This window comes from Nonomuraea insulae (assembly GCF_042656245.1).
This window is the reverse complement of sequence record NZ_JBHSPA010000110.1, coordinates 1-14,521: the sequence shown is the minus strand read 5'-3', so window position 1 is coordinate 14,521 and position 14,521 is coordinate 1. Positions and strand designations below refer to the sequence as shown.

14 protein-coding genes are annotated in these 14,521 nt (G+C 69.8%); 5 read left to right on the top strand and 9 right to left on the bottom strand.

The features are described 5' to 3' along the window. Positions 1 to 18 precede the first annotated feature (18 nt). The 3 genes from ACFPZ3_RS61405 to ACFPZ3_RS61395 form a co-directional block, all read right to left on the bottom strand. Positions 19 to 774 (bottom strand): sulfite exporter TauE/SafE family protein, encoded by a 756-nt coding sequence (locus ACFPZ3_RS61405; protein WP_379523689.1) that lies wholly within the window; start codon positions 772 to 774, stop codon positions 19 to 21. A 59-nt stretch (positions 775 to 833) separates the two neighbouring features. Further along, positions 834 to 1,724 (bottom strand): SPFH domain-containing protein, encoded by an 891-nt coding sequence (locus ACFPZ3_RS61400; RefSeq protein WP_379523688.1) that lies wholly within the window; start codon positions 1,722 to 1,724, stop codon positions 834 to 836. Between the two features lie 119 nt (positions 1,725 to 1,843). Then, positions 1,844 to 2,632, bottom strand: a complete 789-nt coding sequence (locus ACFPZ3_RS61395; RefSeq protein WP_379523687.1) for an ABC transporter ATP-binding protein — start codon at positions 2,630 to 2,632, stop codon at positions 1,844 to 1,846. A 68-nt stretch (positions 2,633 to 2,700) separates the two neighbouring features. Here ACFPZ3_RS61395 and ACFPZ3_RS61390 point away from each other — a divergent pair, with 68 nt between their 5' ends. After that, on the top strand, positions 2,701 to 3,420 hold the full coding sequence (locus ACFPZ3_RS61390) for a hypothetical protein (RefSeq protein WP_379523686.1): 720 nt from the start codon (positions 2,701 to 2,703) through the stop codon (positions 3,418 to 3,420). On the opposite strand, the gene ACFPZ3_RS61385 is transcribed toward ACFPZ3_RS61390, so the two are convergent. Beyond that, entirely contained in the window at positions 3,405 to 4,025 is a 621-nt protein-coding gene (locus tag ACFPZ3_RS61385) for a response regulator (RefSeq protein ID WP_379523685.1), read from the bottom strand. The two genes, ACFPZ3_RS61390 and ACFPZ3_RS61385, sit on opposite strands and share 16 nt — an antisense overlap. Next, complete coding sequence (locus ACFPZ3_RS61380) at positions 4,022 to 5,131, bottom strand: GAF domain-containing sensor histidine kinase (protein ID WP_379523684.1); 1,110 nt, start codon at positions 5,129 to 5,131, stop codon at positions 4,022 to 4,024. Before ACFPZ3_RS61380 ends, ACFPZ3_RS61385 begins: the two co-directional genes overlap by 4 nt. Before the next feature lie 92 nt (positions 5,132 to 5,223). Between ACFPZ3_RS61380 and ACFPZ3_RS61375 the strand changes: the two genes are divergently transcribed. The 3 genes from ACFPZ3_RS61375 (at position 5,224) to serB (ending at position 8,183) form a co-directional block, all read left to right on the top strand. Continuing rightward, complete coding sequence (locus tag ACFPZ3_RS61375; protein WP_379523683.1) at positions 5,224 to 5,880, top strand: SDR family oxidoreductase; 657 nt, start codon at positions 5,224 to 5,226, stop codon at positions 5,878 to 5,880. Then, the gene (locus ACFPZ3_RS61370; protein ID WP_379523682.1) at positions 5,877 to 6,887 is read left to right on the top strand and encodes an S-adenosylmethionine:tRNA ribosyltransferase-isomerase; all 1,011 of its coding nucleotides are present in this window, start codon (positions 5,877 to 5,879) and stop codon (positions 6,885 to 6,887) included. Before ACFPZ3_RS61375 ends, ACFPZ3_RS61370 begins: the two co-directional genes overlap by 4 nt. 75 nt (positions 6,888 to 6,962) lie before the next feature. Beyond that, positions 6,963 to 8,183 carry a phosphoserine phosphatase SerB gene (gene serB, locus ACFPZ3_RS61365; RefSeq protein WP_379523681.1) on the top strand — a complete coding sequence of 407 codons (1,221 nt, stop codon included), beginning with the start codon at positions 6,963 to 6,965 and terminating at the stop codon, positions 8,181 to 8,183. Here the strand turns inward: serB and ACFPZ3_RS61360 are convergent. The 4 genes from ACFPZ3_RS61360 to ACFPZ3_RS61345 all read right to left on the bottom strand — a co-directional run bounded on the left by ACFPZ3_RS61360 (position 8,170) and on the right by ACFPZ3_RS61345 (position 13,262). Beyond that, a complete protein-coding gene (locus ACFPZ3_RS61360) occupies positions 8,170 to 8,649 on the bottom strand; it encodes a SixA phosphatase family protein (protein WP_379523680.1) in 480 nt (159 codons plus the stop codon). The genes serB and ACFPZ3_RS61360 overlap by 14 nt on opposite strands. 210 nt (positions 8,650 to 8,859) lie before the next feature. After that, positions 8,860 to 11,181, bottom strand: coding sequence for a sodium-translocating pyrophosphatase (locus tag ACFPZ3_RS61355; RefSeq protein WP_379523679.1), 2,322 nt, complete (start codon positions 11,179 to 11,181; stop codon positions 8,860 to 8,862). 1,309 nt (positions 11,182 to 12,490) lie between these two features. Beyond that, positions 12,491 to 12,910, bottom strand: coding sequence for an ATP-binding protein (locus ACFPZ3_RS61350; RefSeq protein ID WP_379523678.1), 420 nt, complete (start codon positions 12,908 to 12,910; stop codon positions 12,491 to 12,493). A 1-nt stretch (position 12,911) separates the two neighbouring features. After that, positions 12,912 to 13,262, bottom strand: coding sequence for an STAS domain-containing protein (locus ACFPZ3_RS61345; RefSeq protein ID WP_043629845.1), 351 nt, complete (start codon positions 13,260 to 13,262; stop codon positions 12,912 to 12,914). Positions 13,263 to 13,671: 409 nt separating this feature from the next. Between ACFPZ3_RS61345 and ACFPZ3_RS61340 the strand changes: the two genes are divergently transcribed. After that, positions 13,672 to 14,521, top strand: an 850-nt coding sequence (locus ACFPZ3_RS61340; protein ID WP_379523677.1) for a DEAD/DEAH box helicase, incomplete at its 3' end; no start/stop codon positions are given.

Below are 14,521 nucleotides of genomic sequence, written 5' to 3'. Positions count from 1 at the left end.
GGTTATACCCATGCGCACTTATCCGTACACCAGTACGATAATGGCGACAAGTCCCACGAAAACGATGACCGCGCGCAACACCCGGGCCGGGATACGCCGCCCCAGCCTGGCCCCCAGGAAGCCGCCCGCGATCGCGCCCAGCGCCACCCCGGCCACGGCCTGCCAGTCCACGTCCGCGACCACCACGAACAACGCGGCGGCCACGCCGTTGACGATCAGCGCGAGGACGTTCTTGGCGGCGTTCACCCGCTGGAGGTGGTCGTCGAGGAAGATGCCGAGCAGGCCGATCAGCAGCACGCCCTGGGCGGCCCCGAAGTAGCCGCCGTAGATGCCGGAGGCCAGCACCCCGAGCCACAGCGCCGCGCCGCCGTGCGGGTGCGGGTTCTCGCGCCGCGCGGCCACCCAGGCGTTGAGCCTGGGCTGCGCCATGACCAGCACACAGGCCAGCGCGATCAGCACCACCACCACGATCTCGAACACGTCGGGATCCAGGAACAGCAGCAGGATCCCGCCGATCAGCGCCCCGAGCGCGGAGGCGGCTCCCAGGCGCACCAGGCGCTCACGCTGGCCCTGGAGCTCGGCACGGTAGCCGTACGCGGCCGTGAAGGACCCCGGCACGAGGCCGATGGTGTTGGAGACGTTCGCCGTCACGGGATCGACGCCGAGCGCCACCAGCGTCGGGAACGTGATCAGCGAGCCCGAGCCCACCACCGCGTTGATGGCCCCCGCCACCGCCCCGACGGCGCAGACCACGGCCAGTTCCCACCCCGTCACTCCTGAACCCCCCGATCGGACCGCCGCCACGCTGCCCGGTCAAGGCAGCGGCGGCCCGCTCACCGGGTGTCCGGATCCTTGGGAGGAGTAAAGAGACCACCCAGGTTTTCCAGGACCTTGCCCATTTCGGATGGGACGATCCAGATTTTATTGGCGTCGCCTTTGGCGATCTCGGGCAGGGTCTGCAGGTACTGGTAGGCGAGGAGATGCTGGTCCGGTTTACCCTCGTGGATGGCCTTGAACACCATGCCGATCGCGTCCGCCTGCCCCTTGGCGCGCATGGCCTCCGCCTCCGCCTCCGCCTGCGCGCGCAGCACGACCGCCTCCGCCTCGCCGCGCGCCCGCAGCACCGACGCCTGCTGCTCGCCCTCGGCCGCCAGTATCGCCGCCTGGCGCTGACCCTCGGCGGTCAGCACGGCGGCGCGCTTGTCGCGGTCGGCGCGCATCTGCTTCTCCATCGAATCCTGTATGGAGGCGGGCGGGTCGATGGCCTTGAGCTCGACCCGGTTGACCCGGATGCCCCACTTGCCGGTCGCCTCGTCCAGCACGCCGCGCAGCGCGGTGTTGATGTCCTCGCGCGAAGTCAGCGTGCGTTCCAGGTCCATGCCGCCGACCACGTTGCGCAGCGTGGTGACCGTGAGCTGCTCGACGCCGATGAGGAAGTTCGCGATCTCGTACGTGGCCGCCTTCGGATTGGTGACCTGGAAGTAGATCACGGTGTCGATGGACACCACCAGGTTGTCGGAGGTGATCACCGGCTGCGGCGGGAACGACACCACCTGCTCGCGCAGGTCGATCATGTCCTTGATGCGGTCGATGAAGGGCACCACCAGGTTCAGCCCCGGTGTCAGCGTGCGATGGTAACGGCCCAGGCGCTCGATGATGGCGGCCGTGGCCTGCGGGATGATCCGGATTGTCCGGGCCACCCCGAAGCCCACCGCCGCGACCACGACGATGGCGACGATGAGCTGCTCGACGGACATGACGACGCTCCGAAGTCGAGGGAACCGACTCCGTAGATCCTATTCAGTTTCAGGTTTGGCCGTCTTTTATCCGCATAAATGGTGATCTAGTGAGCGCGCGCGTACCACCGGCCCTCGGCGCTGCGCTCCAGCGAGAGCGGGACCCCGAACGTGTGGGACAGGTGCTCGGAGGTCATGACGTGCTCCATCGGCCCCTGCGCCACCACGGAGCCGTTGCGCAGCAACAGCCCGTGCGTGAACCCGCTGGGCACCTCCTCCACGTGATGCGTCACCAGCACCAGCGTCGGGGAGCGGTAGTCGCCGGCCAGCAGCGACAGGCGGCGCACGAGGTCTTCCCTGCCGCCCAGGTCGAGCCCGGCGGCCGGCTCGTCGAGCAGGAGCATCTCGGGGTCGGGCATGAGCGCGCGGGCGATCTGCACCCTCTTGCGCTCGCCCTCCGACAGGGTGCCGAAGCGGCGCCTGATCAGGTGGGCCGCGCCCATCATGTCGATCAGCTCGACGGCCCTGGTCACGTCGTTGGAGTCGTACTCCTCGGTCCAGCGGCCCATGATCGCGTAGGAGGCGGTCAGCACGAGGTCGATGACCTTCTCCTCCGGCGGGATCCGCTCGGCCAGCGCGGAGCTCGCCAGCCCGATCCTGGGGCGCAGATCGAACACGTCCGCCTGCCCCAGCCGCTCGCCCAGCACCTCGACCAAGCCGTCACTCGGATAGAGCAACGTGGCCGCGACCTGCAGCAACGTGGTCTTTCCCGCACCGTTGGGACCAATGACGACCCACCGCTCGTCCTCGTTGACCGTCCAGTCGATGCCGCGCAGCAGAGCCGCTCCGTCGCGCCTGACGGCGACGTCCTGGAGCCGCAGCACCTGACCACCCATCCCCGATACCTCCTTAGGAGTCACCCTCGGGACAAACCTATTGCAGGGCGAGCGCTTATCGTGGATCGGTGCGCCCTGAATCGACTGTCTGTCCATCCCTGGTCGCCTGGGGCAACGCGTGGCTGTCCGGTCATGTCGGGCTCGACGAGGCGGCTGACCACGTCGAAGCCACCGGTGGGCCCGCCGTCGCGGGCGACGTCCCCTTGCGTAAATACCTGGCAAACCTGCGCGCCGACGGGCTGTGCGAGTTCCGGCTCGCCCTGCCCGCGCCCGGAGACCCGCTGGGGTTGTCGGGGCCGGCGTCGTTCAACTCGGCCGCCGTGGACGTCGGCCAGGCCGCGATCGCCGTGCTCGGCGACCGCAACCTCGGGCTGGTTCCGCTGCCGGACCGGCGCGGGTCGTCCTATGTCGGAGTGCTGCTTGAAGTGCACGACTCCGGCCCCGTACGCCATGACCTGCCCTCGTTGGCCGAGGCCGAGCGGGAGTTGTCCGACGCCGTGCGCGCGGCCACCGAGGCCCTGTCGTCGGTGGACGGGCCCGCGCAGGACCGCCCCGACCGGCTGGAGCGCGGCGGCGAGCTCGCGCCCGGCTATCCGGGCCGGGCGCACCGGGTCTCCGCCCTCGCCACGCGCCTGGCCGTCGTGTTGTCCCTGGCCGACGAGCGCGGGCTCACCTCGGGTCAGGTCGCGGTGGGCGGGGCCGCGCTGCGCGAGCTCGACCGGGCGGTACGCCGTGCGCTCGTGGCGGCCCACCACGCGATCTTCGAGCCCAGTCATCCCAGCCCGTGACGCACGGCGTAGAGGGCGGCCTGGGTGCGGTCCTGAACGCCCAGCTTCATCAGCACGTTGGAGACATGCGTCTTGACGGTCTTCTCCGCGACGGCCAGGCTCCTCGCGATCTCCCTGTTGGAGCGGCCGGACGCGATGAGCGCGAGCACCTCACGCTCGCGCTCGGTCAGCGGCACCGGCGCGGGGACTCCGCCGTGTGACGACGAGGTCAGCATCGCCTCCGCCGCCTCGGGGGCGAGCAGCACCTGACCCCCGTGCACGGCCCGCACGGCCTGGACGAGCGCCAGCGGATCGACGTCCTTGTACAGGAAACCTGCCGCTCCCGCCCGCATCGCCGGGCCCACGTCGGACGGGTCGCTCACCGAGGTCAGCACCACGATCCTGGTCCCGGCGCCGGCCAGCCGCTCCAGCGCGCCGAGCCCGTCGAGCACCGGCATCTTCAGGTCCAGCAGCAGCACGTCGGGTGACAACCGCCCGACCAGCTCGACGGCCTGCGCCCCGTCACCCGCCTCGCCGACGACCGTGATGTCGTCCTGCAGGTCGAGGAACGTCCGCAACCCCTGCCGGACCACCGGATGATCGTCGGCGATCAGCACCCTGATCACACGCTCACCTCCACGCGTACGGTGGTCCCGCCGGTCGAGTCGACGCTCATGACTCCCCCGACGGACTCCGCCCTGTCACGCATCGACACCAGGCCCAGACCCCGCGTCTCCGCCTGCTCGAACCCGCTCCCGTCGTCGTGCACGGTCAGCGTCAGCTTGCCCTCCTCATAGACCAGGTCCACGCGGACGTCCTGGGCGCCGGAGTGCCTCAGCGCGTTGTGCAGCGCCTCCTGGGCCACCCGCAGCACCGCCACCTCCACCGCCGAGTCCAGCGGCGGCAGTTCCGGGCACTCGAAGGTGACGCCGGCCGGGTGGAGCCGGTCCAGCATGCGTACGTGTTTGCGCAGCGTCTCGGCCAGCCCGTGCCGGTCGAGCTCGGCGGGGCGCAACTCGACGATCACCGCCCGCAGCTCGGACAGCGCCTCGCCGGCCAGCCGCTGGACGCGGTCCATCTCGGCGGCGGCCTTGTCGGGGGCCTTGTCCAGCATGGTGCGCGCCGCCTGCGCGGAGAGCCTGAGCGAGAACAGCTTCTGGGTGACCGCGTCGTGCAGCTCCCTGGCCACCCGGTTGCGCTCCTCCAGCATCGCCAGCTCGCGGCCGCGCTCGTAGAGCCTGGCGTTGGCCAGCGCGATCGCGGCGTGCGCGGCGAACAGCGTGAGCAGGTCCTGGTCGTCCTGCGTGAACCCGCCGCCCGTGCGCTTGTTGGCCAGGAAGATGATGCCGAGCACCTGCTCGCCGTCGCGGATCGGCACCCCGAGGAAGTCCTTCATCACCGGGTGCGCCTTCGGCCACCACTCGAACCTGGGGTCCTTGCGCAGGTCGGGTAGCCTCGCCGGGGTGCCGTCGCGGAGCATGGCGCCGAGCATGCCGTGCTGCCTGGGCAGCGGCCCGATCGCCTCCCACTGCTTGTCGGTGAGCCCTTCCGCGACGAACTCGGCGAACGAGCCGTCGTCGTCGGGCACGCCGAGCGCGGCGTAGCGGGCGTCGAGCAGGCGTTGCGCCGAGCGTACGATGACCTGCAGGACCTCGCGGACCGACAGGTGGCGGGTGACCGCGAGCACCGCGGAGCTCACCGCCTGCAGGATCTCGTCTCGGTCGGAGGTCACCGCCCCACTCTATGGTCCTAGGTCCAAGTGCCCAGGCCTGGACCGGCCTCAGCCCGATGTGCGCCGCCCGCCGCGTTCCTAACGTCGGCGGTATGACGAACACCGCACTCATCACCGGCGCCTCCCGCGGCCTCGGCCTCGCCCTGGCGCGGTCGCTGGCGGCGGCGGGCTGGAACCTCGTGCTCACCGCCCGCGGCGCGGCCGACCTGGAGCGGGTGGCCAACGAGCTGGGCGCCACCGCCGTCCCTGGCGACGTGCAGGACCCCGAGCACGTCCAGCGGCTGGCCAGGGCGGCGCCCGAGCTGGACCTGCTGGTCAACAATGCCAGCGACCTGGGCGTGACGCCGCTGCCACCGCTGGCGATCTACCCGCTGGAGGCGTTCAGGGCACTGCTGGAGACGAACGTGACCGCGCCCCTCGCCCTCGTCCAGGCCACGCTGCCCGCCCTCCGAGCGGCCCGCGGCTCGATCGTGAACATCACCTCGGACGCCGCCACCGGCGCGTACGAGGGCTGGGGCGGCTACGGAGCCACCAAGGCCGCTCTGGAGCAGTTGTCCAACGTGCTCTCCGCCGAGGAGCCCGAACTGCGCGTCTGGTGGGTCGATCCGGGCGAGATGAACACCCGCATGCTCGCCGACGCCGTGGGCGCCGAGGAGGCCGCGGGCGCCGCGGACCCCGCCAAGGTGGCGGCGGCGCTGTTCGACCTGGTCGGCTCCCGTCCCGCCAGCGGGAAAGTGAGCCTGCAATGACCGCCGCGCTGGACTTCTCGCTGCCGCCCGGTCTGTCGGCCCACGAACCGCCCGAGGCCAGGGGGATGGCGCGGGACGCGGTACGCCTGATGGTCTCGCGTGGCGACCTGGAGCCGAGCCATCACCACTTCGGCGACCTGCCGGGGCAGCTGGAACCTGGCGACCTCATCGTGGTGAACAACTCGGCGACGCTGCCCGCGGCCGTCCGGCTCGACCGGCTGGCCGTGCACTTCTCCACCGCCAGGCAGGACGGGACGTGGCTGGTGGAGCTGCGCAGGCGCACCTCCAAGGCGTCCGAGCCCTACGGCGGGGGCGAGCCGGGCGAGTGGTTGCCGATGCCGGGGCGGGCCACGTTGCGGCTGATCGAGCGGGAGACGCCGCGGTTGTGGCGGGCGGTGCTCGATCGGGACGTGGAGGCGTACCTGGGCGTTCACGGGAAGCCGATCCGGTACTCCTACGTGGAGCGGGACTGGCCGATCGAGGCGTACCAGACGGTGTTCGCGACCGTGCCGGGGAGCGCGGAGATGCCCAGCGCGGCGCGGCCGTTCACCGCCGAACTGGTGACGGCGCTGGTGGCGCGCGGGATCGGGATCGCGCCGATCACGCTGCACACGGGGGTGGCCTCGCCGGAGAAGGACGAGGCGCCCTACGCCGAGCGGTACGAGGTGCCGGAGGCCACGGCGCGGCTGGTGAACCTGGCTCGTGAGAGCGGGGGTCGGGTGGTGGCGGCGGGGACGACCGTCGTACGGGCCCTGGAGACGGCCGCTGGACCCGACGGGCGGGTTTCCGCCTCAGGGGGCTGGACCAGGCACATCGTCACGCCGGAGGGCGGTGTGCGGGCCGTCACGGGGTTGATCACGGGGCTGCACGAGCCGCGGTCCAGTCATCTGCTCATGTTGACGGCCATCGCGGGGGAGGTGGCACTGGGGCGCGCGTACGAGGAGGCGTTGCGAAAAGGGTATTTGTGGCACGAGTTCGGCGATACGCACCTGATCCTCCAGCGCTGAAATCACGCTGCGTCCGCGCCCGAATGCCCTACCTGCTTCACGAGCATCGGACCGGGCGCAGTACCGTGGCTGGATGTGGACCAGCGCACCCTCCTGATCACACTGACCGGCCCCGACCGTCCGGGCGTTACTTCGCGGCTTTTTTCCGTGCTGTCGAAGTTTCCCGTGACCGTCGCCGACATCGAACAGGTCGTCATCCGAGGCCGGCTCACGCTCGGCGTGCTCGTCGCGTACGCGGGCGGCCCCTCGACCGGCACCGGCACCACCCTCGGCGCCGTGTGGACGGCCGTCGAGCGGGTGGCCGAGGACCTGGGCATGGAGGTGGAGCTCTCCACCGGGTCACAGGCCAAGGAACAACGCCGGCGCGGCCGCCTGTCGGTCAGCGTGCTCGGCGCCACCCTGCAGCCGGCCGCCATCGCGGGCATCGCCGGCCGCATCGCCGCCGCCGGCGCGAACATCGACCGCATCGAACGCCTCGCCCAGTGGCCCGTCACCTGCATCGAGCTGTCCGTCTCCGGCGCCGACCCCGCCGCGCTACGCGTCGAACTGGCCGCCGAGGCCGCCGCGCAGGAGGTGGACGTCGCCGTACAGCGTACGGGCCTGTCCCGGCGCGCCAAGCGGCTGATCGTCATGGACGTCGACTCGACGCTCATCCAGGGCGAGGTCATCGAGCTGCTGGCGGCGCACGCCGGCTGCCTGGAGGAGGTCGCCAGGGTCACCGAGGAGGCCATGCGGGGCGAGCTCGACTTCGCCGAGTCCCTGCAGCGGCGGGTGGCGCTGCTCGAAGGGCTGTCGGCCGAGGTGTTCGACCGCGTGCGCAAGGAGGTCGTGCTCACGCCCGGCGCCCGTACGCTGGTGCGCACCCTCAAGCGGCTCGACTACCGCTTCGCCATCGTCAGCGGCGGCTTCACCCAGATCACCAACGGCCTGGTGGACGAGCTCGGCATCGACTACTCCGCCGCGAACGTCCTCGAAGTCATCGACGGCAAGCTGACCGGGCGCGTCGTGGGCGAGATCGTCGACCGGCCCGGCAAGGCGCGGGCGCTGGAGAGGTTCGCGCGTGAGGCCCGCCTGCCGATCTCCCAGACGGTGGCCATCGGCGACGGGGCCAACGACCTGGACATGATCGCCGCGGCCGGGCTGGGGATCGCGTTCAACGCCAAGCCCGTCGTACGCCAGGCGGCCGACACCGCCGTCAACACCCCGTATCTCGACTCGATCCTCTACCTGCTGGGGATCTCGCGGGACGAGGTGGAGGCGGCGGACGCCGAGGACGGCGTGCTCACGACTCAGTGAGCTGCTCCTTGGGGTCCCAGCGCGTGAGCAGGCGTCCCTCGCCCATCGAGAGCTCCTCCCAGGCCGGCTCCACCTGGATCACCGCGAACGCCCCGGGCCGGAACACGTAGTCGCCCCCGGCCAGCCCCAGGGCCAGCTCGTGCACGCCCGGGTTGTGCCCGCACAACACCACGGTCGCCAGGCCGGGGTCGGAGCGGCGCACCAGCTCCAGCAACTCCTCCGGGTAGGCCTCGTAGATGTCGCGCTCGTAGCTGATCTCCCCCTCGGGGAAGGCCAGCTCGGCCGTGCGTCTGGTCCTGAGCGCCGGCGAGCAGAGCACCGCGTCGGGGTCCAGCCCCGCCGCCCTGATCTCCGCACCGGCCCGCCTGGCGTCCCGCTCCCCCCGATCCGTCAGTGGCCGCTCCCGGTCGGCCAGGCCGGGTACGTGGGCGGCTTTCGCGTGCCGTAGCACGATCAACGTACGCACTCGCTCATCCCGTCTTCGAAGCCCAGATGGCCAGCCCCACGATCACGGCCAGGACGGCGACCATCGCCAGCAGGATCAGACCCAGGGTCTTTCCACCGTTGGGCTGCTTCTCATCGTTCACGGGCCCAGTTTCCCACCGGCACCCCCAGGCCCCCCAACAGGAGGCGCCCGCCCCCTGAAACCAGGGAACGGGCGCCTCCTGCTGAGGAGCTACGACGCGACAGGCTCGTGCTCGCGGTTGTTGTTGTTGTCGGAGGCCGGCTCCGTGGCCACCGACCGCCGCTTGGACACGATGATGGCTCCGACCACCACGCCCACCGTGACCACCGTGACGCCGATGCGCACGGCCGGGTTGGCCGCGTACAGCACCACCGCGGGCGCCACCAGCAGCGCGACCAGGTTCATCACCTTGATCAGCGGGTTGATGGCAGGACCGGCCGTGTCCTTGAACGGGTCGCCGACCGTGTCGCCGATGATCGTGGCCTCGTGTGCCGGGGAGCCCTTGCCGCCGTGGTGGCCGTCCTCGACGAGCTTCTTGGCGTTGTCCCAGGCGCCGCCGGAGTTGGCCAGGAAGACGGCCATCAGGGTGCCACAGGCGATGGCCCCGGCCAGGAAGGCGCCCAGCGGGGCGTATCCCAGCGCGAACCCGACCGCGATCGGCGTCATGACCGCCAGCAGACCGGGGGTGGCCAGCTCGCGGAGCGAGTCGCGGGTGCAGATGTCCACGACCCGGCCGTACTCCGGCAGCTCCGTGCCGTCCATGATGCCCGGCCTGTTGCGGAACTGGTCGCGTACCTCGAAGACCACCCGCATCGCGGCGCGCCCGACGGCCGAGATCGCCAGCCCCGCGAACAGGAACACCACCGCGGCGCCGATGATCAGCCCGACGAGGACGTTGGGATTGTCGACGCCGAGGTTGAAGTTCTGGAACACGCCCAGCGAGCTCTTGATCGCCGCGTCGGCCTTGGCCAGCTCGGTCTCCACGGCCGTACGGAAGGCGCCGAACAGCGCGGTCGCCGCCAGCACGGCGGTGGCGATGGCGATGCCCTTGGTGATGGCCTTGGTGGTGTTGCCGACGGCGTCGAGGCTGGTCAGCACGCGAGCGCCGTCGCCTTCGACGTCGCCCGACATCTCGGCGATGCCCTGGGCGTTGTCGGCGACCGGGCCGAAGGTGTCCATCGAGACGATCACGCCGACCGTGGTCAGCAGGCCGGTGCCCGCCAGGGCCACCGCGAACAGCGCGATCGTCACGTTCCCGAACCCGAGCAGGAACGCGCCGTAGACCGCGCCGCCGATGATCAGAGCCGAGTAGACGGCCGACTCCAGGCCGATGCTGATGCCCGCCAGGATGACGGTCGCGGGGCCGGTGGCCGAGCTCTCGCCGATCTCGCGTACGGGGCGGCGGTTGGTCTCGGTGAAGTAGCCGGTGAGCAGCTGGATGGCGCTGGCCAGCACGAGACCGATCAGCACGGCGCCGATGGCGATGAGCCTCGGGTCGCTGTCCGACTGCACGTTGGAGCCGGTCAGACCGGAGAAGCTGCTGGGCAGGTACCAGAACGCGGCCGCCGCCACCAGCACCGCCGAGATCGCGGCCGAGATGAAGAAGCTGCGGTTGATCGCCGCCATGCCGTTGCGGTCGCCGGTGCGCATGCCGGTGATGAAGATGCCGATGATCGCGGTGATGACGCCGATCATCGGGACGATCAGGGGGAAGATCAGCCCCTGCTCGCCGAAGGCCACCTTGCCCAGGATGAGGCTGGCGACCAGCATGACCGCGTACGACTCGAACAGGTCGGCCGCCATGCCCGCGCAGTCGCCGACGTTGTCGCCCACGTTGTCGGCGATGGTGGCGGCGTTACGCGGGTCGTCCTCGGGGATGCCCTGCTCGACCTTGCCGACCAGGTCGGCCCCGACGTCGGCGGCCTTGGTGAAGATGCCGCCGCCGACTCGCATGAACATCGCCAGCAGCGCCGCCCCGAACCCGAACCCTTCGAGCACGCCGGGCGCGTCCCCCTGGTAGACGAAGACCACCACGGCCGCACCGAGCAGGCCGAGGCCCACGGTGAACATCCCGGCCACGCCGCCGGTACGGAAGGCGATGCGCATGGCGCGCTTCTCCCCCGAGTCATTGGCCGCGGCGGCGACGCGGACATTTCCGCGCACGGCCAACCACATGCCCATGAACCCGGTCAGCGCGGAGAACACCGCCCCGACCACGAAGAAGATGGAACGCCCGATGACTACGTTGGTGTCTCCAGGTAGCAGCAGCAACAGAAAGGGAATCACGACGACGAAGATCGCCAACGTGCGGAACTGACGCGTGAGATAAGCGGCGGCGCCTTCTTGCACGGCGCGCGCGATGTTCTGCATTCGTTCGGTGCCCTGGCCGTGGGACAGCACCTCACGCACCAGACCGCCTGCGACGGCTAGCGCGATCAGTGCGACCGCGGCGACCACGATCACGATGGTGAGATTGTTTGCGCTCAGGGCCAGATTGGACGCTGGCTCCGCTGCCAGCATGTGCCTGCTCATCGTTCTCCTCGGCAAGACCGGTCGTCCTGCCCGGGCGGTGCTGCACTCTTCCGCGGCGGGTGTTGCGGCACCATCCGGGTTGTGGGTGCCGCTTCCGGTTGAATCCGCATTCCGCCAGATCACCTTGGCCGGTGCCGGGAGTCTACGCAGGCACTCCGCGGATATGAAGGCTCTCGCGGTCGCTAATTGTGCGAGTGTCTGGTAATCCCCTGCCAGCGACCCGGTTTGGCATCTGACAAGCGAAATTTCCCTGGGTTTACGGTCCTAGCAAGGAAGAGAATCGGTCCGACCGAATCCCCGATTTGCTGGTACGACTCGCCGGGGGCCGAACCTGGGCCCCTCGTAACCGTGGATCCCCAGCCGAAAGGGGGCACTGCGCGCGAAGAGACCATTGGTGACCCACCTGGCCCTACACCCGTACTTCCGCCCGAAGACCCCTCCCCCCAACGAACACCGGCCGGTCGGCGCCTCGATGACGCGGTCACAACCTCAGGCCAGCCCAGACACCACCCACCCAGACCTCCACCGCCCACCGGCCACCACCGCCACCGCCATCGCACCGCCGCCACCGCACCACCGCCACCAGGCACCGCCGCCGCCATCGCCGCCACCGCCGGGCACCGCACCACCGCACCGCCGCCGCCGGGCACCGCCGCCGCCATCCCACCGCCGCTACTGGGCACCGCCGCCGCCACCGCACCGCTGCTACTGGGCACCGCCGCCATCGAAGGACCGTGCTCCGCCGCAGCTCACTCGGTGCGACGGCCGGTCACCATCCTGACCGCAGCGCGAAATCAGACCTCAGCCCGGCCCCGCGATACGGCCTCGCCGCCCCGCGACCACACACGCCCGGTCCCGGCGGGCAGAGGGAGCCAACGTCCGCTCCCTGAGACAGAGCCCGGCCCCAATTCCGGCACGTGCCCCGATACGCCGACCGCGCCGCCGACCATCCAGCGCACCAGCGCCGCGCCCTCACGCCGCCCCGCCACCTGCCCCGCCACTTGCCCCCGCAGGACCGGACAGCTCCGGACCCCGCTTCAGGCATGCAAAGAGGACCGACCGACCAGGCCCGTCACCCTCACGGTGAACCACCCGACCGACCAGCCCTCAACTCACGAACCATCACCAGCTCGTGGACCAGCCAAGCCTCACGAAACAACCAGCCAAGCCTCACGAACCGACCAGGCGCAGCGTCGCAAAACAACCAGCCGTAGGCAACAGCCCAACGCAGGCGTAAGACCAGCCGCCCTACCCACACGCCAAACGAAGGCAGGGACCCCATCCACCCCGAGACGCGTCTCGGAAGCAGTCAGACGCCGACAGCGGCCGGCCAGCTCATGCGAATGTTCGTCCCCTTAGGGCTGGGAAAGACCTCGACGTCATCGGCCAACCCCTCGATGACCGCGATGCCGAAGTTGGACATAAAGGAGTCAGAGAGCATGCCCAGGTCGAGGGGCTGTTCTTGCTTGATCTCTTCGCTGGGGGCATGATCGCTGACTGTAACCTCGAAACGCCCGGAGTCGTCTCGTAGCTCGATGCGGATGGGCTCGCCAGGGCAGTGCACGCGATGTGCCTCCACTGCCCGAGAGCACGCCTCACCCACGGCGAGCCTTACCTCGTCCAGCAGGGACTCCTCCACGCCGGTGCGGCGAGCGATCGCCGTCGCCACCAGTCGGGCGGTCCTCACATGCGCGGGGAGGGCGCTGAACGTCAGTTCGACGGTAGCCATGCTACTTGTCTTTGCCGTGAGCTTCCTTGGCCTCGTCGACCGAAGCGTAGATCCCGAAGACCTTGGTCAGGCCAGTGATCCGGAAGATCTTGAGGATCCGCTCCTGGGTGCAGACCAGCTCGAGCGAGCCGTCGTGCGCGCGTACCCGCTTGAGCCCCCCAACCAGGACGCCGAGGCCCGTGGAGTCGAGGAAGTCGACCTTCTCCATGTTCACAAGGAGGTGGAAGTTGCCCTTGTTGACCAGGTCTATGAGGAGCTCACGCAATCTCGGCGCCGTGTAGACATCGATCTCACCCTCGACCTCAACGATGGTGAGTCGGTCTTCGGTGCGGTGATCCAACTTCAGATCCACAGATCCTCCAGCGCCTCGCCTGCGAAAGTACTCTTGCGGGCCTGGCAATCTGGAACGTGGCCCCAGACTGTCCGACCCCGACGCGCGGCATTCAACCACGCGCCTGGCTTGTGTCTATACGAAATCACGATTCCCGGCGACTCTGCCCATCGATGCAAGACTGGAAACAGTGACTTCCACCGGATCCTCCCCACAACAGGCAGGTCCACTCCTCCACCACCTGCTTGGCGTTCCCGCACGTCACGAGCGTGTCACCCATGTGGAGCATGTTCCAGCACGTCAGGCGGGTCAAGTCCAATGGCCGGATTGGACGCCCGAAGTACTTGTTACGCGCTTGGCGAACCGCGGGGTGACAGGACTCTGGCCTCACCAGTACGAAGCCGCCAACCTGGCATTCCGTGGCCGAAACGTGATCATCTCCACGGGTACGGCGTCGGGGAAGTCACTCGCGTACCTCACCCCGGCGATCGCCTCCTGTCTCGCCGGCGGCACGATCCTCTACCTGGCGCCGACCAAGGCCCTGGCCGCCGACCAGCTCCGCGGCCTGCGTGAGCTGCGCATCACCCAAGTACGCGCGGCCTGCTTCGACGGCGACACCCCTTTCGAGGAACGCACCTGGGTACGCCAGCACGCCAACTACGTCCTCACCAACCCCGACATGCTCCACCGCGGCATCCTTCCCCGCCACGCGCAGTGGTCGTCGTTCCTCCGCCGCCTGCGCATGGTCGTCGTCGACGAATGCCACGGCTACCGCGGCGTGTTCGGCTCGCACGTCGCCCAGATCCTGCGCCGCCTCCGCCGGGCCTGCGCCCGCTACAACTCCGACCCCACTTTCCTGCTCGCCTCGGCGACGGCCAGCGAGCCGGGAGCGTTCGCCATGAGGCTGACGGGGCTTGAGATGGACGAGGTGACGGTGGACGCGTCGCCCAAGGGGTCTACGACCATCGCGTTGTGGGAGCCGCCTCTGACGGAACTGCGGGGCGAAGGAGGGGCTCCCGTACGCCGAACGGCCACCGCGGAGGCTGCGGACCTCCTGGCGGACCTCGTTCTGGCCGACGTACGCACCCTCGCCTTCGTCCGTTCCCGCCGAGGCGCGGAAACCGTCGCCCTCTCCGCCCGCGCCAAACTAGCCGACGTCGCCTTCTCCATCTCCCCACCCCTCCCACCCACCCGAACCCCACTAACCGACCCCCCTCCACCCCCACCCACGCAATCCCCACTGACCGACCCCTCTCCACCCCCACCCACCCAAATCCCCC

Coding starts and splice junctions, on each gene's coding strand:
- ACFPZ3_RS61395 (WP_379523687.1), bottom strand. CDS start 2,632: ATGGGTGGTCAGGTGCTGCGGCTCCAGGACGTCGCCGTCAGGCGCGAC.
- ACFPZ3_RS61375 (WP_379523683.1), top strand. CDS start 5,224: ATGACGAACACCGCACTCATCACCGGCGCCTCCCGCGGCCTCGGCCTC.
- ACFPZ3_RS61370 (WP_379523682.1), top strand. CDS start 5,877: ATGACCGCCGCGCTGGACTTCTCGCTGCCGCCCGGTCTGTCGGCCCAC.
- ACFPZ3_RS61355 (WP_379523679.1), bottom strand. CDS start 11,181: ATGAGCAGGCACATGCTGGCAGCGGAGCCAGCGTCCAATCTGGCCCTG.
- ACFPZ3_RS61350 (WP_379523678.1), bottom strand. CDS start 12,910: ATGGCTACCGTCGAACTGACGTTCAGCGCCCTCCCCGCGCATGTGAGG.